This window comes from Faecalicatena faecalis (assembly GCF_012524165.2).
Taxonomy (GTDB): Bacteria; Bacillota; Clostridia; order Lachnospirales; family Lachnospiraceae; genus Faecalicatena_A; species Faecalicatena_A faecalis.
Genome location: NZ_JABACJ020000001.1, coordinates 367501 through 383118 on the forward strand (window position 1 = coordinate 367501; position 15618 = coordinate 383118).

Here is a 15618-nt window from a genome sequence, read left to right on the forward strand (position 1 = left end):
AGCAGACCTAGTAGAGTCACACATCAGTTGTAAAGAATAGAAAAAGGAGGTATAGGAAATATGAGAAGCATCAATGAACAAGAACTAAATCATGTCAGGAAAATGCTGGAACGAGGAATTGTACAGAATGAGGGCACAGGATTGCTGCATTTTACAGGTTACCAGAACACAACATTGTATGATTGGGATCAGTATTTTGAAGGAATTGTTCAGCTTTATGCGGGATGGGATACAAAATATATGATCAATGCTATTAAAATATATCTACAGTATCAGGAGCAGAATGGTTTCTCAAAGCGTGCAATACAGAACGGATATTCAGGGGAAGAGGATTATGAGATGGTGAAGCCTTTCCTCTCACAGTTAGTTCTTCTGTGCTATTCTAAGGATGGAAATCTTGATTGGGTGGATCATGAGATATTTGTGCGGCTTGGAAAATCTCTGGACTATTGGTTGTTTGTAAGAGATGAGAATGGAAATCATCTGTCGAAATGGAGAAGCTCCGTGGAAACAGGGATGGACGATCAACACGAACGGGGCGGTGTCTGGAAATCGGATTTCTGTGAAGGTGTCGACCTGAACTGTTATCTATACCGGGAGTGCCTGGCGTATGCAAAAGTTTGTGAATATAAATTTGAGAAGATACTGGCACAAAAATATAGAAAGTATGCAGAGGAGAGAAAAACTGCTGTGCAGACGATGTGGGATGAGGAGGATGGTTTTTATTATGACCGTGATGAAAGAGATGGAAAGTCCATTAAAGTGAAATCAATTTCTTGCCTTCTGCCGATTTGGGCAGGAATTTCAGAGAAAGATCAGGTTAGACGTTTAGTCTATGAACATATTTTAAATCCAATGGAATTCTGGAGGCCATTCCCTCTTCCCGCCCTGGCTGCATCAGAGCCTGGCTACAGTCCAGTACATCTGGAAGGGGATATAGGGTGTAACTGGCGTGCCAACACATGGGTCCCAACGAATTACATGGTGATGCATGGGTTAATGGATTACGGGTATCGAGACATTGCAGGATTTATAGCATATAAGACTAAGGAATTAATTCTGAAATCAGGAGATCGGGAATATTATCTAACGGAGACTGGAGAGGGGACCGGTTTAGATCCCTTCTGGGGCTGGACTCTTCTAGGATATTTTATGGAAATGGAAGTAGAGGATAACTATAATCCCATGAAAATAGAGTGAGCCGAAACGGTCTCACTCTATTTTGTGGAAACAATGTTAATTTTATTAGTGATGTCTATTTATGAATCCGTGTTCCTGCTTTCCCTTTCATTGCCTCTTTTACCTGATCAAAGGAGGTGATGATCGCTCCGCGTCCTTCTCCTTTTTCGATGAATTCAACGGCAGCGCGGAATTTCGGATACATATTATAGATACCAAAATGTCCCTGTTCCATGTATTCTTTCGCCTGATTCAGGGTGATGTCCCCGAGTTTTTCTTCGTTTGGCTGGCCAAGGTTGATGCACACCTGATCTACACTCGTCAGAATGATCAGTTCATCGGCATTGACTCCTTCTGCAAGCTTCCCTGCGGTCAGGTCCTTCTCGATCACGGCACTGGCCCCCTTTAAGTGGTTATCCTGCTCCAGAACAGGAATACTGCCTCCGCCGCAGGCAATAACGACCTGATCGGCATCAAGCAGCGCATTGACAGCGTCTAATTCTACGATCTTGACCGGATTCGGGGCAGAAACAACGCGGCGGAAACCTTTGCCTGGCTCTTCAATGACATAGTTCCCCTTTTTGCGTTCCTCATTGGCTTCCTCTGCCGTCATATACCGTCCAAGGACCTTCGTCGGAGTATAGAATGCTTCATCATATGGATCTACGATCACCTGGGTAAGGACAGTGCTGACAGTACGGTAGATTCCGCGGCTCAACAGCTCTTCACGGATACCATTCTGCAGGTCATATCCGATATAGCCCTGGCTCATGGCAGAGCAGACGGACATTGGTGCAGCAGTATAATCATCATGGGTCTTGCCAAATTCATTCATGGCAGTATGAATCATACCGACCTGCGGTGCGTTGCTGTGGGTGATTGCAACCTGATATCCTTCTTCAATTAAATCTGCGATAGCCTTTGCAGTATTTTTCACGGCGACCTTCTGCTCGGGAAGGGTAGTTCCCAGGGCGCGGTGTCCTAATGCGACAACAACTCTTTTTTTCATGTTCATATCCCTCTTTTTCTATCTAAATTTGTGTCTATCAAGTGTTATACAGTGAATTATATTATTTTTCCATAGAAAAAGCAACGGTCAACTTATATAAGCGGAGGAATGCCAAATCACAGGCGCACTAAAGTGTAACTACGCGGTAGCGGTGCCCCGTATACTTAAGAAACTTTTTCAGAATATCCTGGGTCTTGATCTTTAAGGAGGAGGTATTGATACAGGGATGGCATCCAAGGTATTCATTCTCCAGCAGGTCTTTGTCGATCAGGAGGTCCACGTACCAGTCTTTATCATTCATCAGTCCCAGAACGCTGACAGAACCTGGTGTGATATCCAGATACTTTTCCATGAATTCCGGCTCTGCAAAGGAGAGTCGGGAGATGCCGAGCTGACCGGATAAATCTTTTGTAATGAACTTTTTTTCGCCGGGCATCAGCAGAAGGAAAAAGGTGGTCTTCTGGCGATTGCGTAAAAACAAGTTCTTGCAGGGCATAATACCAAGCTCAGCCTCAATTGCCTGACAGGCTTCGATTGTCGGCGCGACATCATGATCAACGCCCTCATAAGGGATTCCTAGTTTGTCCAGCACATCATAGACGCGGATCTCCTTTTCAAGACGACCAGTGCAGTCGGGTCTGGAAGTAAAGTGTTCTTTGCTGACATAAATTTGATCCATAATTAAAATCCTCTCAATCAAAAATTCTTTTTATATTATAAAATATTCTTTACACCTTGGTAAAGAGAAATCCTGGTTTGAACAACTCTGAAAGCAGTTCCGGGTGTGTCAGTGCATATACAAAGTCTGCCGCAAAAAGGGTGCAGAGTAAGACGCACAGCAGGATCTGTATGTATTCTGGCAGGCCATGGAACAAATCATCCCATTTCGGAGCCAGATAGTACAAGAAGGCACACCCCAGAAGCCCGAAGAAGATAGCGCCTCCAATAAATGTCTTGCCATTTAAATTCAACAGATAGCCTGTATAGTCGGTCTGTACGATATCCCATTCGTATTCCAGGAACCAGTTCAATAGATATTCTATCACGGAATAAATGGCCATCATCATGATAAATGCAGGAATCGGCTTATGCACGAATTTCTGTACGACAATCAACAGGATCAGTCCGCATAATCCATACAATGGAATCCAGGGGCCAATCAAAAAACCACGGTTCAGGAAAACACCGTCACGGATCAGATGTACCAAGCTTTCAAAAATCCACCCGAATATGGAAAATGCAAAGAACAGAAAAACACAGGATAAAAAGCCGTATTTTTTATCCGCATGGATAGGGGCTTTTACAGCTCTTTCGGGCGGCTGGATGGAATATAGGAAAACAGGGTATTGTTCCGGGGCAAAGTATGAGATCTTCGTGTAAGGGCCTTCTGAGTCGTCATAAAGGGCCTTGCTGATCAGCAGTTCATCCTCAGAGGGAACCTGTTCCAGGAGCCGGTCGTTGAAGGCTTCATATCCTGGGGAACGGGACAATACATAATTGCGCCGAAGTTCCATATATAATTCGGCGTCTGTCCCAGCCATATAAGGATTGACGAACAAAAAATCCAGGATGCCCAGGGTGAACAGAGAAAGCAGATGCCATCCGAAGAAAGAAAGGTGCAGCAGGAACATACGCCATTTGTTTCCATGCATGAGCTGTTTGGAGAGATGGAACGCGTCACTCCTGCTGATTGATGGGTTTTCTGCGAGAATAAAGGGAATCATACTGTACTCATAGTGTTTGATGATACCACCCACGATAGTAAGATCCCACAGGAATTGATATATGGAACGGCATAGCATGATCCATACAGGATTCCTAATAAATCTCAGCTTAAATAAGAAGAAAATCTTGCTGATGCGGGTCTGGTGATAGTTCCTGGCCTCCAGAAAGAATCTACGCTCCCCGATCACGATCATGTTCTCAATTAGAAACTGGTATAAGAAAGCCAGTAATACTCCTGCCATAAGAAAGACAGAGGAAAGTTCAAAGGTATGGGCGAGAATATTATTCAATGCTCTTAAGATTGAAAAAAAGACGGATTTGCCGCTTGTGTAAGTGTTGATCAAAAGATCCAGAGCCGAGCCGGCCGGAGAATCAAAAACCTGCACAGGCTCATCTGATATCTGTTCTACGGTATCTGCGATAATCTCAGAATTACTAGAACCTGTAGATACATCAGGTGCGGGAGAGGAAGTATGATCAGGTTCATATAGGTTAATAAATATGGTGGAGGAGGTATAGGCAGTCGTCAGCATTGCCGTCAAAAAACAGACGGCAACCATGCGCCAGTAATTGAATTTTAAAGCTTGTCTTGTCTTTTTCTTTAGTACTTTTCTCTTCCACATAAGGTTTCCCCCCTTGGCAGAACTCGTTATTACCTCTATTATAGTCAAATTGCAAGGATTAAGCAATCAAAACCGGGCGTCAGTAAGGAAGAAAATCTCCGTACTGCGCCCGGTGATGTATCATATAGATGCTGAATATGAAATCTGGTGCTCGATGGCTTAAAGCATCATCCCCATAATATAAAGGTCATAATATTGTCCGTTCAGGAGTGTAGAATTGCGGCAGCAGCCCTCTACGATAAAACCGAACTTCATATATAAAGAGACTGCTTTCGGATTATCAGCCCTCGTATCCAGACGGATGCGGGTAGTGACACCATTCCCGCGGGCCCAGTCGATCAACTGTGTGATCAGCTCGGTGCCGATTCCCTGGCCCTGATATTTTTTGGCAACTACGATGCCGAGCTCGCCTTCATGCCGTGCCTTGATCTTGTGGCTGGAATTGATCGTTGCGATTCCAGCGATCTCATCCCCGTCCATTGCCATAAGCATGATGTTGGTCTGATTGCCCTCCAGGGCTTTGATAGACGCGATCTGTTCCTCCACATTCAGTGGGTACTCATCCTTCTCAAAGCTGAGATAGGTCGTTTCTCCGCCGACGAAATTGTAAAAAGCAACAATTTTCTCGGCGTCCTCTACAAGTGCTCTGCGGTAAATAATGTTGGAATTACTCATTTGTTTCCTCCTTTTCTCCGCTGTAAACGGCCCGATCAAGAGCCGGCGGATTGGTGAATCGTGTCTCTTAGTTCCTTAATTGGACTGGTACCATCCCCACAGGTATAATAAAGGCCAGATGAGTGCAATCAGATTTAATGGTGCAAATCCAGCGGTCATGGTCGCGTAAACGATATTGAAGACTTCAAATACTGCAAGAATGATTCCGAGTATCAGTACGGATTGTTTGGATTTATACAGTGTACCTATGATTCCAGCCGCAAGGAATACAAAGGCTCCTACCAATGTCAGGACATAGGATAGTGTGGATGGTATGGCGATACCTAATGAAGCTGCAGTCTTTTCAATCACACCTCGCATTACGATAGAGTAAATGCCGGAAATCAGGCTTAAACCTCCGAATATAATTAAAAGGATAGAAATTACTTTTAACATCGTGCTTTTTTGTTTCATGATAAAACCCTCCTCTTTCATGATTAATTAATTGTTTTTGGTTATAAAATATCCGCCTGGACTGCCAGCGCTACATCCGCCTGAGTGCTTCAATAGGGCTGAGTCTGGCAGCCTTTCTGGCCGGATAGATTCCGAATATGATTCCTACACTGCAGGAGAAAATCGTAGCCACCAGGATAGCAGGGAAGGAAAGCTGGGCTTTGATTCCTCCGATACCGAGCGCGGTGATCAGTGCGGTGAGCGCTGCACCCAGTATGATTCCGATGATGCCTCCCATGCCAGAGATGATTGCGGATTCACATAAAAACTGGGCGATGATGGAGCCGGTCTTGGCTCCGAGAGCCTTTCGAATACCGATTTCCCGTGTCCGCTCTGTTACGGATACGAGCATGATATTCATGACTCCGATTCCTCCTACAATCAGGGAGATTCCAGCAACGAGTGCAACGAATGCCGTTACCCCGTCCATAATCGTACCGAACATATCGGAAAAATCCATAGGCTTCTGTTGGATAAATGGTGTGTCTCCTAAATTCTGATGTCTGGAATTCAAGACCTGTACTGCATTTTTTGCCACTCTGGAAGCCTGGTCTTTTTCATTCGCCGTGATAGAGACGGCCGGAAAACCGTCCACCGGATTTCCAAATGCGTTGGAAACGGTGTAAGGCATTTCCAGGCTGATGCTTTTATCCATACCCATGGCAAGGTACTGCTTTTCTGCCTCCATCATTTCTTCACTGGTCTCGCGGATACCCGTAATCAGTACATTTTGGATGCTGCTGTCGACCTGAAGTTCGATGCTCATACCTATAACATCCGTATTTCCGAATAAATAAAGGGCGGTCAGCTCATTGATGACACAGACCATATTGCTGTTTGCTACATCGTTGTCTGTAAAATATTTTCCTTTGACCAGAGGATCGGTATACTGCGCATTTTCATAATCTGGCGTGGTCAGTACGACATAGGCATCGAACTTGCCCTTGCGGGTCGTAATGGAGCCGATGGTCGTGGTCGAGGCAGATACACTCTGGACAGAATCACTGAGTGTAGTCTTTAAAAATGTAATGTCGTCTCCTGTAATGCAGTTCGGGTCAGAGACCTCTTCTGTATTGGCCTGAACAGTCACGGTATTGTTCTGCTCATTGGAGGCATCCACAACATCTTTTTTCAGCCCGTTTCCGATGGAAACGATCGTGACTACGGAAGTAATTCCGATGATGATCCCCAGCATCGTTAAAAAGGAGCGGCCTTTATTGGAACGGATATTATCAAGAGCCATTTTTACGTATTCTAAAAATTGTCCCATTTTATGTCCTCTTTTCTTTACAATCAGGCTATTCCTTCTTGGTATCGGCAGCAGTATCAGTATTGGAGTCTGTTTTCTCTGCTGCAACGGCCTTCATTCCCTCTTTGATATCTACATTGAGATCGTTGACGACCTTGTCACCTTTTTTTAATCCACTCTTTATCTCGATTTGAGTCGTGGAGGCGGTTCCAAGCTCAACTGGTTTTTTCAGGACAGTACCGTTTTCAATGACATATACAAAATCACCGTCAGAAGAGGTGTTGATGACCTCTGTTGGAACAACAAGTACGTCATTCGCCTCGGAAACGGTCATGGCAATCTTGGCAGTAGCACCAATGCAGATATTCTTGTCAGGATTGTCAATGTGGATTTCAGCGCCGATGACCGGATTCCCTTTGGCATTCTCGATGGCAATTTTATTGACCTTCTTTAAGGTTCCCTGGTACTTGTAATCACCGATCGTGATCGTCGCCTTATTTCCGACTTTCATCTTCTCGTAATCATCTGGAGAAACTTCAATCTTTACACGGACCTTTTCTGTGCTGGCGATGGTGAACATTGCCATTCCCTGTGTAGCAGCGTTGGACTGTAGTACATCAACAGAAGCGATGACTCCGTCCATATCTGCCTTCATGCCTTCTTTTCCCTTAGCGACTAATTCGGCCGGTGTCAGGGCGGAGAGCTCCGCAAGGTTGTCACTGATGTCTAAGTTCGCCATTTCAGCGGAGGTCATACCAGTGTCTGCGGACGGGGCCGTGGCAGCGTTGTAGGCAGCTTCCCATTCAGCATAAGCAGCATCATATTTGGCGCTGAGTTCAGCATATCCTGCGTCACTGATCTCGGGATCAACGATCTGATTGAGCTGGTCCGTTGTGTTCTGGGCATCTGCCTCAGCTTTTGTATATGCGTCCTGTGCAGCCTTATAGGCATCATTCGTCTGGTTATAGGTATCTAAAAGTGACTGCTCCTCCGGTGTACGGCTGGCAGCGTCTTTGGCTTCAATGATGGCTGCTTTTTCACCCAGCGCTTCTAATTTAATTGCAAGTGTATCCATGAGATTCTTCTGTTCTGCCATAACAGCGTTGAATTGTTCAATCTTTGCCTTAAGCTTTTCCCGTTCCTTTTGATTTGCCTGGATGGTGCTCTGTGCAGCCTGTGATTCGCTGTCCATCTGTGCTTTTGCAGTTTCCATCTGTGCGGCCAGGTCATTCACTTTGTCAGCCAGCTTGTTGGCCTGCTCTGCCGCCTGGGCAGATGCAGCATTCGCGGCATCGATAGCCTGGGCATTCTTAGCAATCGCAGCCTGAGAGTTGTTCAGGCTTGACTGGAGATTCAACTGAGCCTGCTGATTATCACGCTCCAGATTGGTAGTGTCGAAGGAAATCAGAACATCTCCGGCCTTGACCGGATCTCCGACAACCGCATTGCATTTGGAAATGGGGGCCGTGACAGGAGAGTAATATGTCTTTGTATTTTCACTCTCGATCTTGCCGCTGGCATTATAGACCTCCTTGATATTCCCGTTGGATACGGTGGTGACCTGAAGGGTCGTATTTTGAGATTTATTCCCGTCCTTGCTGAGTTGGGAGGCAAGTACAATGGCTCCGATAAAAACAGCAACAATCGGTACAATCACCCATCCTGGCAGCTTTTTCTTAGGGGGCTTGGAGGCGGCATCATCTTCCAGGTCAAAAGACTGGCCATCTCCGTCTGCATCTGTGTCAATTGTGTCTAAAATTTCATCCTGTTGTTTTTTCTTTTTGGAAAACATATCATGCTCCCTCCCTTTCTTCATTTAGATAATCGTCTTCAATCCGTCCGTCTATGATACGGACGACCCGTTTCACCTGTCGGGCAATATCGTCGTCGTGAGTGATGATGATGACGGTGCGCCCACCCTTGTGCAGTCCCTTTAAGATCTCCATGATCTCGGTAGTGGACTTGGTATCCAGATTACCAGTGGGCTCATCTGCCAGGATAATGGGCGGCTGGGCGGCAATTGCCCGTGCTACGGCGACTCTCTGCTGCTGACCGCCGGAAAGCTCATTTGGCTTATGCTTCATACGGCTGCCAAGGCCGACCTTCTTCAAGGCCTCCACTGCGATCTGCCGCCGCTTCTGCCTGCCAAGCCCGCGGTAGATCAGCGGAAGCTCTACATTCTCGACAGCGTCCAGGTTCGCGATTAGGTTGAATCCCTGGAAGATAAATCCGATTTCCTTATTGCGGATATCGGAAAGCTGGTTATCTGTCAGTTTTGAAACATCGTGCCCATTCAGAAAATAATTTCCCGAGGTTGGAACATCCAGGCATCCCAGCATATTCATCAGGGTAGACTTTCCGGAACCGGAATGTCCGATGATCGCTACGAATTCCCCTTTCCCGATTTCGAGGTCAATGCCGTCCAGGGCACGGACTTCATTCTCGCCGGGATTGTAAATCTTATGTATGTTCTCAACTTTAATGAGTGGTTCCATATAATCCCTCCATAAGTTTTAGTAAAGCATTCCTAATAGGAGAATACTTCTTAATAAGTAAGAGTGTAAAATGACACTTTGTATTACTTAACTAATACAATATGCCTAGGAGAGTGAAAAGTCAAGAACTTATTCGTAAGTTTTATATTTAAAATTCCGATTGAAAAATTCCGATTATTTACAGCCCTGCTTTCCTCTGTTACAATAGTCAAAGTGGATATTTGGAATCCTTCTCGGGACTTCCTTGATGAGATGAAAATGTGAATGCAGCAGATGGAGGGAATAAAATTGAAAAGATTACTGCCATTTTTAAGCGGCTATAAGAAAGAAAGTATTATCGGGCCGCTGTTTAAGCTTTTGGAGGCGACGTTCGAGCTGATCGTACCTCTGATCATGGCACAGATTATTGATGTGGGAATCAAGAACCAGGATGTGCCTTATATATGGAAGATGGGGGTGGTGCTGGTTGCGTTTGGTGTGCTGGGGCTGAGTTGTTCATTGCTCGCACAATACTTTGCGGCGAAGGCGGCTGTGGGATTCGGCACAGGCTTGAGACATGCGCTGTTTCAGCATATCGGAGAGCTGTCCTATGCGGAGATTGACCAGGCAGGAAGCTCTACGCTCGTGGTGCGGATGACAAGTGATATCAACCAGGTACAATCCGGGGTGAACCTGGTGCTAAGGTTGTTTCTGCGTTCTCCGTTCATTGTTGTGGGAGCGATGATCATGGCATTTACGATTGACGTTAAGACAGCGTTCATCTTTTTGATCACAGTGCCGCTTCTGGCTGTTGTGATCTATGGAATCATGATGTTGACGATTCCATTATATAAGAAGGTACAGAAAAGCCTGGATGAGGTCTTGCTCTCTACCCGGGAAAATCTGGCCGGTATTCGGGTCATCCGGGCATTTCGGACGCAGGAGAGGGAAAAAGTGGAATTCGAGGAGAAGAGTACGGTGTTGATGCGTTTCCAGCAGCTCGTCGGTAAGATTTCGGCCTTATTGAATCCGCTGACCTATGTTCTTGTAAACCTGGGCATCATTGCGGTCGTCTGGTACGGAGGCAGCGCGGTAGATACGGGGCGGATCACCCAGGGAGAGGTGATTGCGCTCGTAAACTATATGTCGCAGATCCTTTTAGCTTTGGTGGCACTGGCGAACCTGATCGTATCATTTACGAAAGCCGTGGCATCGGCGGGCAGAATCAATGAGGTCTTTGCCTTGGTACCGGGAATTCGAGATGGCGAAGGTGGAGCCAGTGAAAAGAAAGAAGAGAAATCTGTGCCCCGTGTAGAAATGCGGAATGTAACTTTTTCCTATCAGGGCAGTAAGGAACCGGCACTCTCTGATATTACATTTTCAGCGGCAGAAGGTGAGACCATCGGAATTATTGGAAGTACCGGATGCGGTAAGAGCTCCCTGGTGAACCTGATTCCCAGATTTTATGATGTAGATGCAGGACAGGTCCTTGTCAATGGGATGGATGTAAGAGAATGGAAGCTGCATGAGCTTCGGGAAAAGGCGGGTGTCGTTCCACAGAAAGCCGTTCTGTTCCACGGCACGATCCGGGAGAATATGCAGATGGGAAAAGCGGATGCAACAGACGATGAAATCAGGAATGCCCTGAAAACAGCACAGGCTCTGGAAATCGTAGAATCAAAACCAGAGGGGCTTAATACCATGGTCAGTGAAGGCGGGAAAAATCTTTCCGGCGGACAGAAGCAGCGCCTTACAATTGCGAGGGCATTGGTCCGCAGTCCGCAGATCTTGATTCTGGATGACAGTGCGTCCGCACTTGATTTTGCGACTGATTCCAGGCTTCGCAAGGCTCTGCTTGAAGATACACCGGGAATGACCGTATTTATCGTATCCCAGAGGGCGGCTTCCATCATGTATGCGGATAAGATCATTGTTCTGGAAGACGGCAGGATGGCAGGCTTTGGAACGCATAAGGAGCTGCTTAATTCCTGTGGAGTATATCAGGAAATCTGTTATTCTCAGCTTTCAAAAGAGGAGGTGCGCTAAGATGTCAGGACAAAATGGAAAGACTGCAGGAAAAGATCAGACAACGAGAAAAATCCTGCGTCTGATCAAGCCATATATGCACTATCTGATCCTCTCTCTTGTATTTGCCGTTGTCTCGGTGGCGCTGACACTATATGCACCGATTTTGACCGGAAATGCGATAGATTATGTAATTGAAAGAGGAAAGGTAGATTTCGATTCTATATTCTATATTTTAAAAATACTTGCAGTCGTCATTCTGATTACAAGTGTGGCACAGTGGCTGATGAACCTGTGCAATAATACCATTACCTACAGGGTGGTGAAAGACGTAAGAACGCGTGCCTTCGCACAGCTTCAGATTCTGCCGCTAAAGTATATTGACAGTCATCAGTATGGAGAGACGATCAGCCGGATTATTACAGATGTAGAGCAGTTCTCAGACGGGCTTCTCATGGGATTTACACAGTTGTTTACAGGTGTGGTGACGATTTTAGGGACACTGATCTTTATGCTGTCTATCAATGTGAAGATCGCGCTGGTAGTCATTCTGATTACACCGATCTCTCTGTTCGTGGCAAGCTTTATTGCGAAAAGGACCTACACCATGTTCAAGGCGCAGTCCGAGGCAAGGGCAGAGATGACCTCCCTGGTGGATGAGATGGTGGGAAGCCAGAAGGTGGTACAGGCGTTTGGATATGGAGACAGGGCGTTAGAACGTTTCGATGAAATCAATAGAAAGCTCCAGAAGGTCAGCTTAAAAGCGATTTTCTTTTCCTCCATCACGAATCCTTGTACGCGGTTCGTCAACGGCCTGGTCTATACAGGCGTAGGAATTGTGGGCGCATTTACGGCTATGGGCGGAGCAATCTCGGTGGGACAGCTTTCCTGCTTTTTAAGTTATGCCAACCAGTATACAAAGCCGTTCAATGAGATTTCCAGCGTTGTCACAGAGCTGCAGAATGCCTTTGCCTGTGCAAAACGGGTCTTTGATTTTATTGAGGAGACACCGGAAATCCCGGATTCTGAGGATGCCGTTGAGATGGGGCAGGCAGACGGCAGCTTAAGACTTGAGGAGGTATCTTTTTCTTATAAGAAGGAAGTGCCTCTTTTGACACACCTGAATCTGAATGTCAGACCAGGACAGAAGATTGCAATCGTAGGACCGACCGGATGCGGCAAGACTACTCTGATCAATCTGTTGATGCGGTTTTATGATGTGGATGCCGGACAGATCATTCTGAGCGGAAATGATATCCGTGAGGTGACCAGAGACAGTCTGCGGGCAAATTACGGTATGGTGCTTCAAGATACCTGGTTAAAATCAGGGACCGTGGCAGAAAATATCGCTTATGGACGGCCGGGTACTCCGATGGAGGATATCATAGCAGCAGCCAAGGCCGCTCATGCTCATAGCTTTATCAAAAGGATGAAGGATGGATATGACACTGAGATCCAGGAGGAAGGAGGCAATCTTTCCCAAGGACAGAAGCAGCTTCTGTGTATTGCCAGGGTCATGCTGAATCTTCCTCCTATGCTGATTTTAGACGAAGCGACTTCCTCCATAGATACCAGGACCGAGATAAAAGTCCAGGAAGCTTTCCAGAGAATGATGGAGGGCCGGACCAGCTTTATCGTAGCTCATCGGCTTTCCACGATCAGGCAGGCTGATGTCATTCTGGTCATGAAAGAGGGAAATATCATAGAACAGGGTACGCATGAACAACTACTAGAAAGAGGCGGTTTCTACAAGAATTTGTATGAAAGCCAGTTCGCACATTAAAAGACATCCCCTCTGCCGGATTTTACCGACGGCAGAGGGGATGTCTTTGATTTATTTACAAGATTATTTTGCAATTTTCTGCAATTCTGTATTGATGTAGGACATGATCGCATCCACATTCATTCCTTCTTTTGCAGGCATTTTATCTGCGAGCCCTTCTAAGGTCTGGCTTCCCATGATTGCCAGCATGGATTTTTTGAGCTTCATTCCCATAAGACTGCTGATGGCGTTCACAAGTACGGTACTTGCCTCATCATTTTTCAGAATCACTTTCATCTGGTCCTTGATTGAGAAATAGCCCTCGTTGAAGGTCATCGGCTGTGCCTTTGTCATATCCACATTGTCGAACCAGTTCGTAACACCTGTGTTGGACTCGTCCTCTATGAGTACATAAGGTGCATAAGGCTCTGCAGCCTTTTCAAAGCATGCTGTGTCTGAAGAAGCCCCGGCTTTCACTGTGATGGAAGTAAAGCCATCCTTTAAAGCCACATTTTCAAATACAAATACATGGCTGCCAGGTTTCTTTTCAACAAATACGCCGTCCACGTACAATTCTACTTCCGGCTGATTGCTGTAGACTTTCACAGAAATCATATCCTGAGTACGTTTTGCATAACGCTTGCTGCAGATGTGCAGGACAGGTGCCTTACTCCAGTATGCCTGGTAAAGGTAGAAGATGTCCTTCTTGATCTTACGGTCCAGGGTCATGAGGCCTTTGTTATTTCTTCCTGCTACACCGCCCTCATCTCTGGCATCACATCCAAAGTCGAACATATTCCAGATGTGGGTCGCCCACAGCCATGGACGCTCATCAATGATCTTTGCCATATGTTCATGATAGAGAGCCTGATATTCTTCACTGTAGTCTCCAGCTTTTGGTGCATCATTGTGATAGGTAATGATTCCTTCGCAGCCATACTCGGAAATTCCAAGAGCACGGTCAGGATGCATTGCATGGAAGGCATCCAGCCATTTTTCATTATCAGTGAGCTCACCCTGATACCATCCGAAGTAGTGGTTGTAGCTGAGTACATCTGTAATCTGGTTCTGCTCGTCCTCCATTGGAAGATTAGAGACCTGTGCCATCGTGGTGAGGCGTGATGGATCAAGTTTATGTGCGAGAGCGTTCAATTCTTTTAAGTTCTTCACGAGCTGCGGATTGGATTCCCCGATCGTGATCTCATTGGAAATTCCCCAGAAACAGATACTGCTGTGGTTATAATTCTGATTGATCAGTTCGGTCATCTGGCTGATACAGTTCTGATGAGCCTCTGGCAACGGATTCATGGAGGAGATAAATGGAATCTCGGCCCAGAGGATGAAGCCCATCTCATCACAGATATTATAAAAGTCCTGGCTGTGCTGATAATGTGCCAGACGGATCGTGTTGGCACCCAGCTCTTTGATCAGTTGTGCATCCTCTAAATGCTCTTTGTAGGTCAGGGCATAACCAATGTCCAGACGGTCCTGGTGGCGGGAAACACCGCGCAGAGGTGTGAGGATACCATTGAGATAGAAGCCTTTCTGCGGGTCCACATAAAAACTGCGGAAACCATGTCTTACCTGCATTTCGTCCAGTACTTCGTTGTGACGCGACAGAATCGCTTCTACGGTATACAGATATGGGTCTTCAACTCCCTGCCACAGATGCAGGTCCATCAGAAGTACCTCAGCAAAAGTATCCTCTGCTGCAGGGCGTGTGATGGAACCTACGATATTCTTTTCCTGATCGTAAATGGTAAAAAGAACCTGGTCTGTCTCCTTTGCATTCTTAACATAGGCATGCAGTGTCAGTTTTGCCTGTTTATCCCCTGTGATTTCAGAAGATACAGTCACTCCCTGGGAACCATGGTAGTCCAGGTCAAAGTGTGTCTCAGGAACGAAAATCAGATTTACGCCGCGGTAAAGTCCGCCATAAAATGTAAAATCTGCCATCTGCGGATAGATCTGATCCTGGTGCTGGTTATTGACCATGACAGACAGTACATTATCCGTATCCTTTAAATATGAGGTGATATCTGCACGGAAGATGCTGTATCCGCCCTCATGAGTAGCAGCTTTCTGCCCATTTACATAGACTTCACAGGAAGAGGCAGCCGCGAGGAATTCCGCATAGATGCGTGTGCCTGGTTTTAATACCGGCAGCTTAAGATTTTTGACATACCAGCATTTTCCACGGTAGAAGTCTGCACCGCCGTCTTGTCCGTCGTAGCGGTTCCAGCAATGGGGAAGGGTAACTGCTTCCCAATTTTGTCCAGGGGCAGCAGGAACCTGATCCTGTGGTTCCTTTGTAAAGAACCAATCGTTTTCTAATTTGTATACATTTCTCATATAACAGCCTCCAATTATTTTCATTATATTATGTTGTCATTGTAACATTTGTT

General features: G+C 46.1%; 12 protein-coding genes. 3 read left to right on the forward strand and 9 right to left on the reverse strand.

The annotated features are described in order from the left end of the window. The first annotated feature begins 60 nt into the window (after nt 1-60). Entirely contained in the window at nt 61-1200 is a 1140-nt protein-coding gene (locus HGO97_RS01710; RefSeq protein WP_216238789.1) for an MGH1-like glycoside hydrolase domain-containing protein, read from the forward strand. Between the two features lie 55 nt (nt 1201-1255). Here HGO97_RS01710 and arcC read toward each other — a convergent pair whose 3' ends face one another. The 8 genes from arcC to HGO97_RS01750 form a co-directional block, all read right to left on the reverse strand. Then, entirely contained in the window at nt 1256-2188 is a 933-nt protein-coding gene (arcC, locus tag HGO97_RS01715) for a carbamate kinase (RefSeq protein WP_216238790.1), read from the reverse strand. 127 nt (nt 2189-2315) lie between these two features. After that, nucleotides 2316-2867 (reverse strand): prolyl-tRNA synthetase associated domain-containing protein, encoded by a 552-nt coding sequence (locus HGO97_RS01720; RefSeq protein WP_216238792.1) that lies wholly within the window; start codon nt 2865-2867, stop codon nt 2316-2318. Nucleotides 2868-2916: 49 nt separating this feature from the next. Then, nucleotides 2917-4536 (reverse strand): DUF975 family protein, encoded by a 1620-nt coding sequence (locus HGO97_RS01725; RefSeq protein ID WP_216238793.1) that lies wholly within the window; start codon nt 4534-4536, stop codon nt 2917-2919. Between the two features lie 159 nt (nt 4537-4695). Then, nucleotides 4696-5211 (reverse strand): GNAT family N-acetyltransferase, encoded by a 516-nt coding sequence (locus HGO97_RS01730; protein ID WP_216238796.1) that lies wholly within the window; start codon nt 5209-5211, stop codon nt 4696-4698. Nucleotides 5212-5286: 75 nt separating this feature from the next. Further along, nucleotides 5287-5664 (reverse strand): hypothetical protein, encoded by a 378-nt coding sequence (locus HGO97_RS01735; RefSeq protein ID WP_216238798.1) that lies wholly within the window; start codon nt 5662-5664, stop codon nt 5287-5289. Between the two features lie 70 nt (nt 5665-5734). Beyond that, nucleotides 5735-6973: an ABC transporter permease gene (locus tag HGO97_RS01740; protein ID WP_216238800.1), complete on the reverse strand. Its 1239-nt coding sequence runs from the start codon at nt 6971-6973 to the stop codon at nt 5735-5737. 28 nt (nt 6974-7001) lie between these two features. Beyond that, nucleotides 7002-8744, reverse strand: coding sequence for an efflux RND transporter periplasmic adaptor subunit (locus tag HGO97_RS01745; protein ID WP_216238803.1), 1743 nt, complete (start codon nt 8742-8744; stop codon nt 7002-7004). Nucleotide 8745: 1 nt separating this feature from the next. Then, complete coding sequence (locus HGO97_RS01750) at nt 8746-9447, reverse strand: ABC transporter ATP-binding protein (protein WP_216238804.1); 702 nt, start codon at nt 9445-9447, stop codon at nt 8746-8748. A gap of 288 nt (nt 9448-9735) precedes the next feature. Here HGO97_RS01750 and HGO97_RS01755 point away from each other — a divergent pair, with 288 nt between their 5' ends. Then, nucleotides 9736-11472: an ABC transporter ATP-binding protein gene (locus tag HGO97_RS01755; protein WP_216238806.1), complete on the forward strand. Its 1737-nt coding sequence runs from the start codon at nt 9736-9738 to the stop codon at nt 11470-11472. Nucleotide 11473: 1 nt separating this feature from the next. Beyond that, nucleotides 11474-13234 carry an ABC transporter ATP-binding protein gene (locus HGO97_RS01760; RefSeq protein ID WP_216238808.1) on the forward strand — a complete coding sequence of 587 codons (1761 nt, stop codon included), beginning with the start codon at nt 11474-11476 and terminating at the stop codon, nt 13232-13234. Nucleotides 13235-13297: 63 nt separating this feature from the next. Here the strand turns inward: HGO97_RS01760 and HGO97_RS01765 are convergent, their stop codons facing one another. After that, on the reverse strand, nt 13298-15565 hold the full coding sequence (locus tag HGO97_RS01765) for a glycoside hydrolase family 2 protein (RefSeq protein ID WP_216238810.1): 2268 nt from the start codon (nt 15563-15565) through the stop codon (nt 13298-13300). Nucleotides 15566-15618: the final 53 nt, after the last annotated feature.

Coding starts and splice junctions, on each gene's coding strand:
- HGO97_RS01720 (WP_216238792.1), bottom strand. CDS start 2,867: ATGGATCAAATTTATGTCAGCAAAGAACACTTTACTTCCAGACCCGAC.
- HGO97_RS01765 (WP_216238810.1), bottom strand. CDS start 15,565: ATGAGAAATGTATACAAATTAGAAAACGATTGGTTCTTTACAAAGGAA.
- HGO97_RS01710 (WP_216238789.1), top strand. CDS start 61: ATGAGAAGCATCAATGAACAAGAACTAAATCATGTCAGGAAAATGCTG.
- HGO97_RS01730 (WP_216238796.1), bottom strand. CDS start 5,211: ATGAGTAATTCCAACATTATTTACCGCAGAGCACTTGTAGAGGACGCC.
- HGO97_RS01760 (WP_216238808.1), top strand. CDS start 11,474: ATGTCAGGACAAAATGGAAAGACTGCAGGAAAAGATCAGACAACGAGA.
- HGO97_RS01750 (WP_216238804.1), bottom strand. CDS start 9,447: ATGGAACCACTCATTAAAGTTGAGAACATACATAAGATTTACAATCCC.
- HGO97_RS01735 (WP_216238798.1), bottom strand. CDS start 5,664: ATGAAACAAAAAAGCACGATGTTAAAAGTAATTTCTATCCTTTTAATT.
- HGO97_RS01740 (WP_216238800.1), bottom strand. CDS start 6,973: ATGGGACAATTTTTAGAATACGTAAAAATGGCTCTTGATAATATCCGT.
- arcC (WP_216238790.1), bottom strand. CDS start 2,188: ATGAAAAAAAGAGTTGTTGTCGCATTAGGACACCGCGCCCTGGGAACT.
- HGO97_RS01745 (WP_216238803.1), bottom strand. CDS start 8,744: ATGTTTTCCAAAAAGAAAAAACAACAGGATGAAATTTTAGACACAATT.
- HGO97_RS01725 (WP_216238793.1), bottom strand. CDS start 4,536: ATGTGGAAGAGAAAAGTACTAAAGAAAAAGACAAGACAAGCTTTAAAA.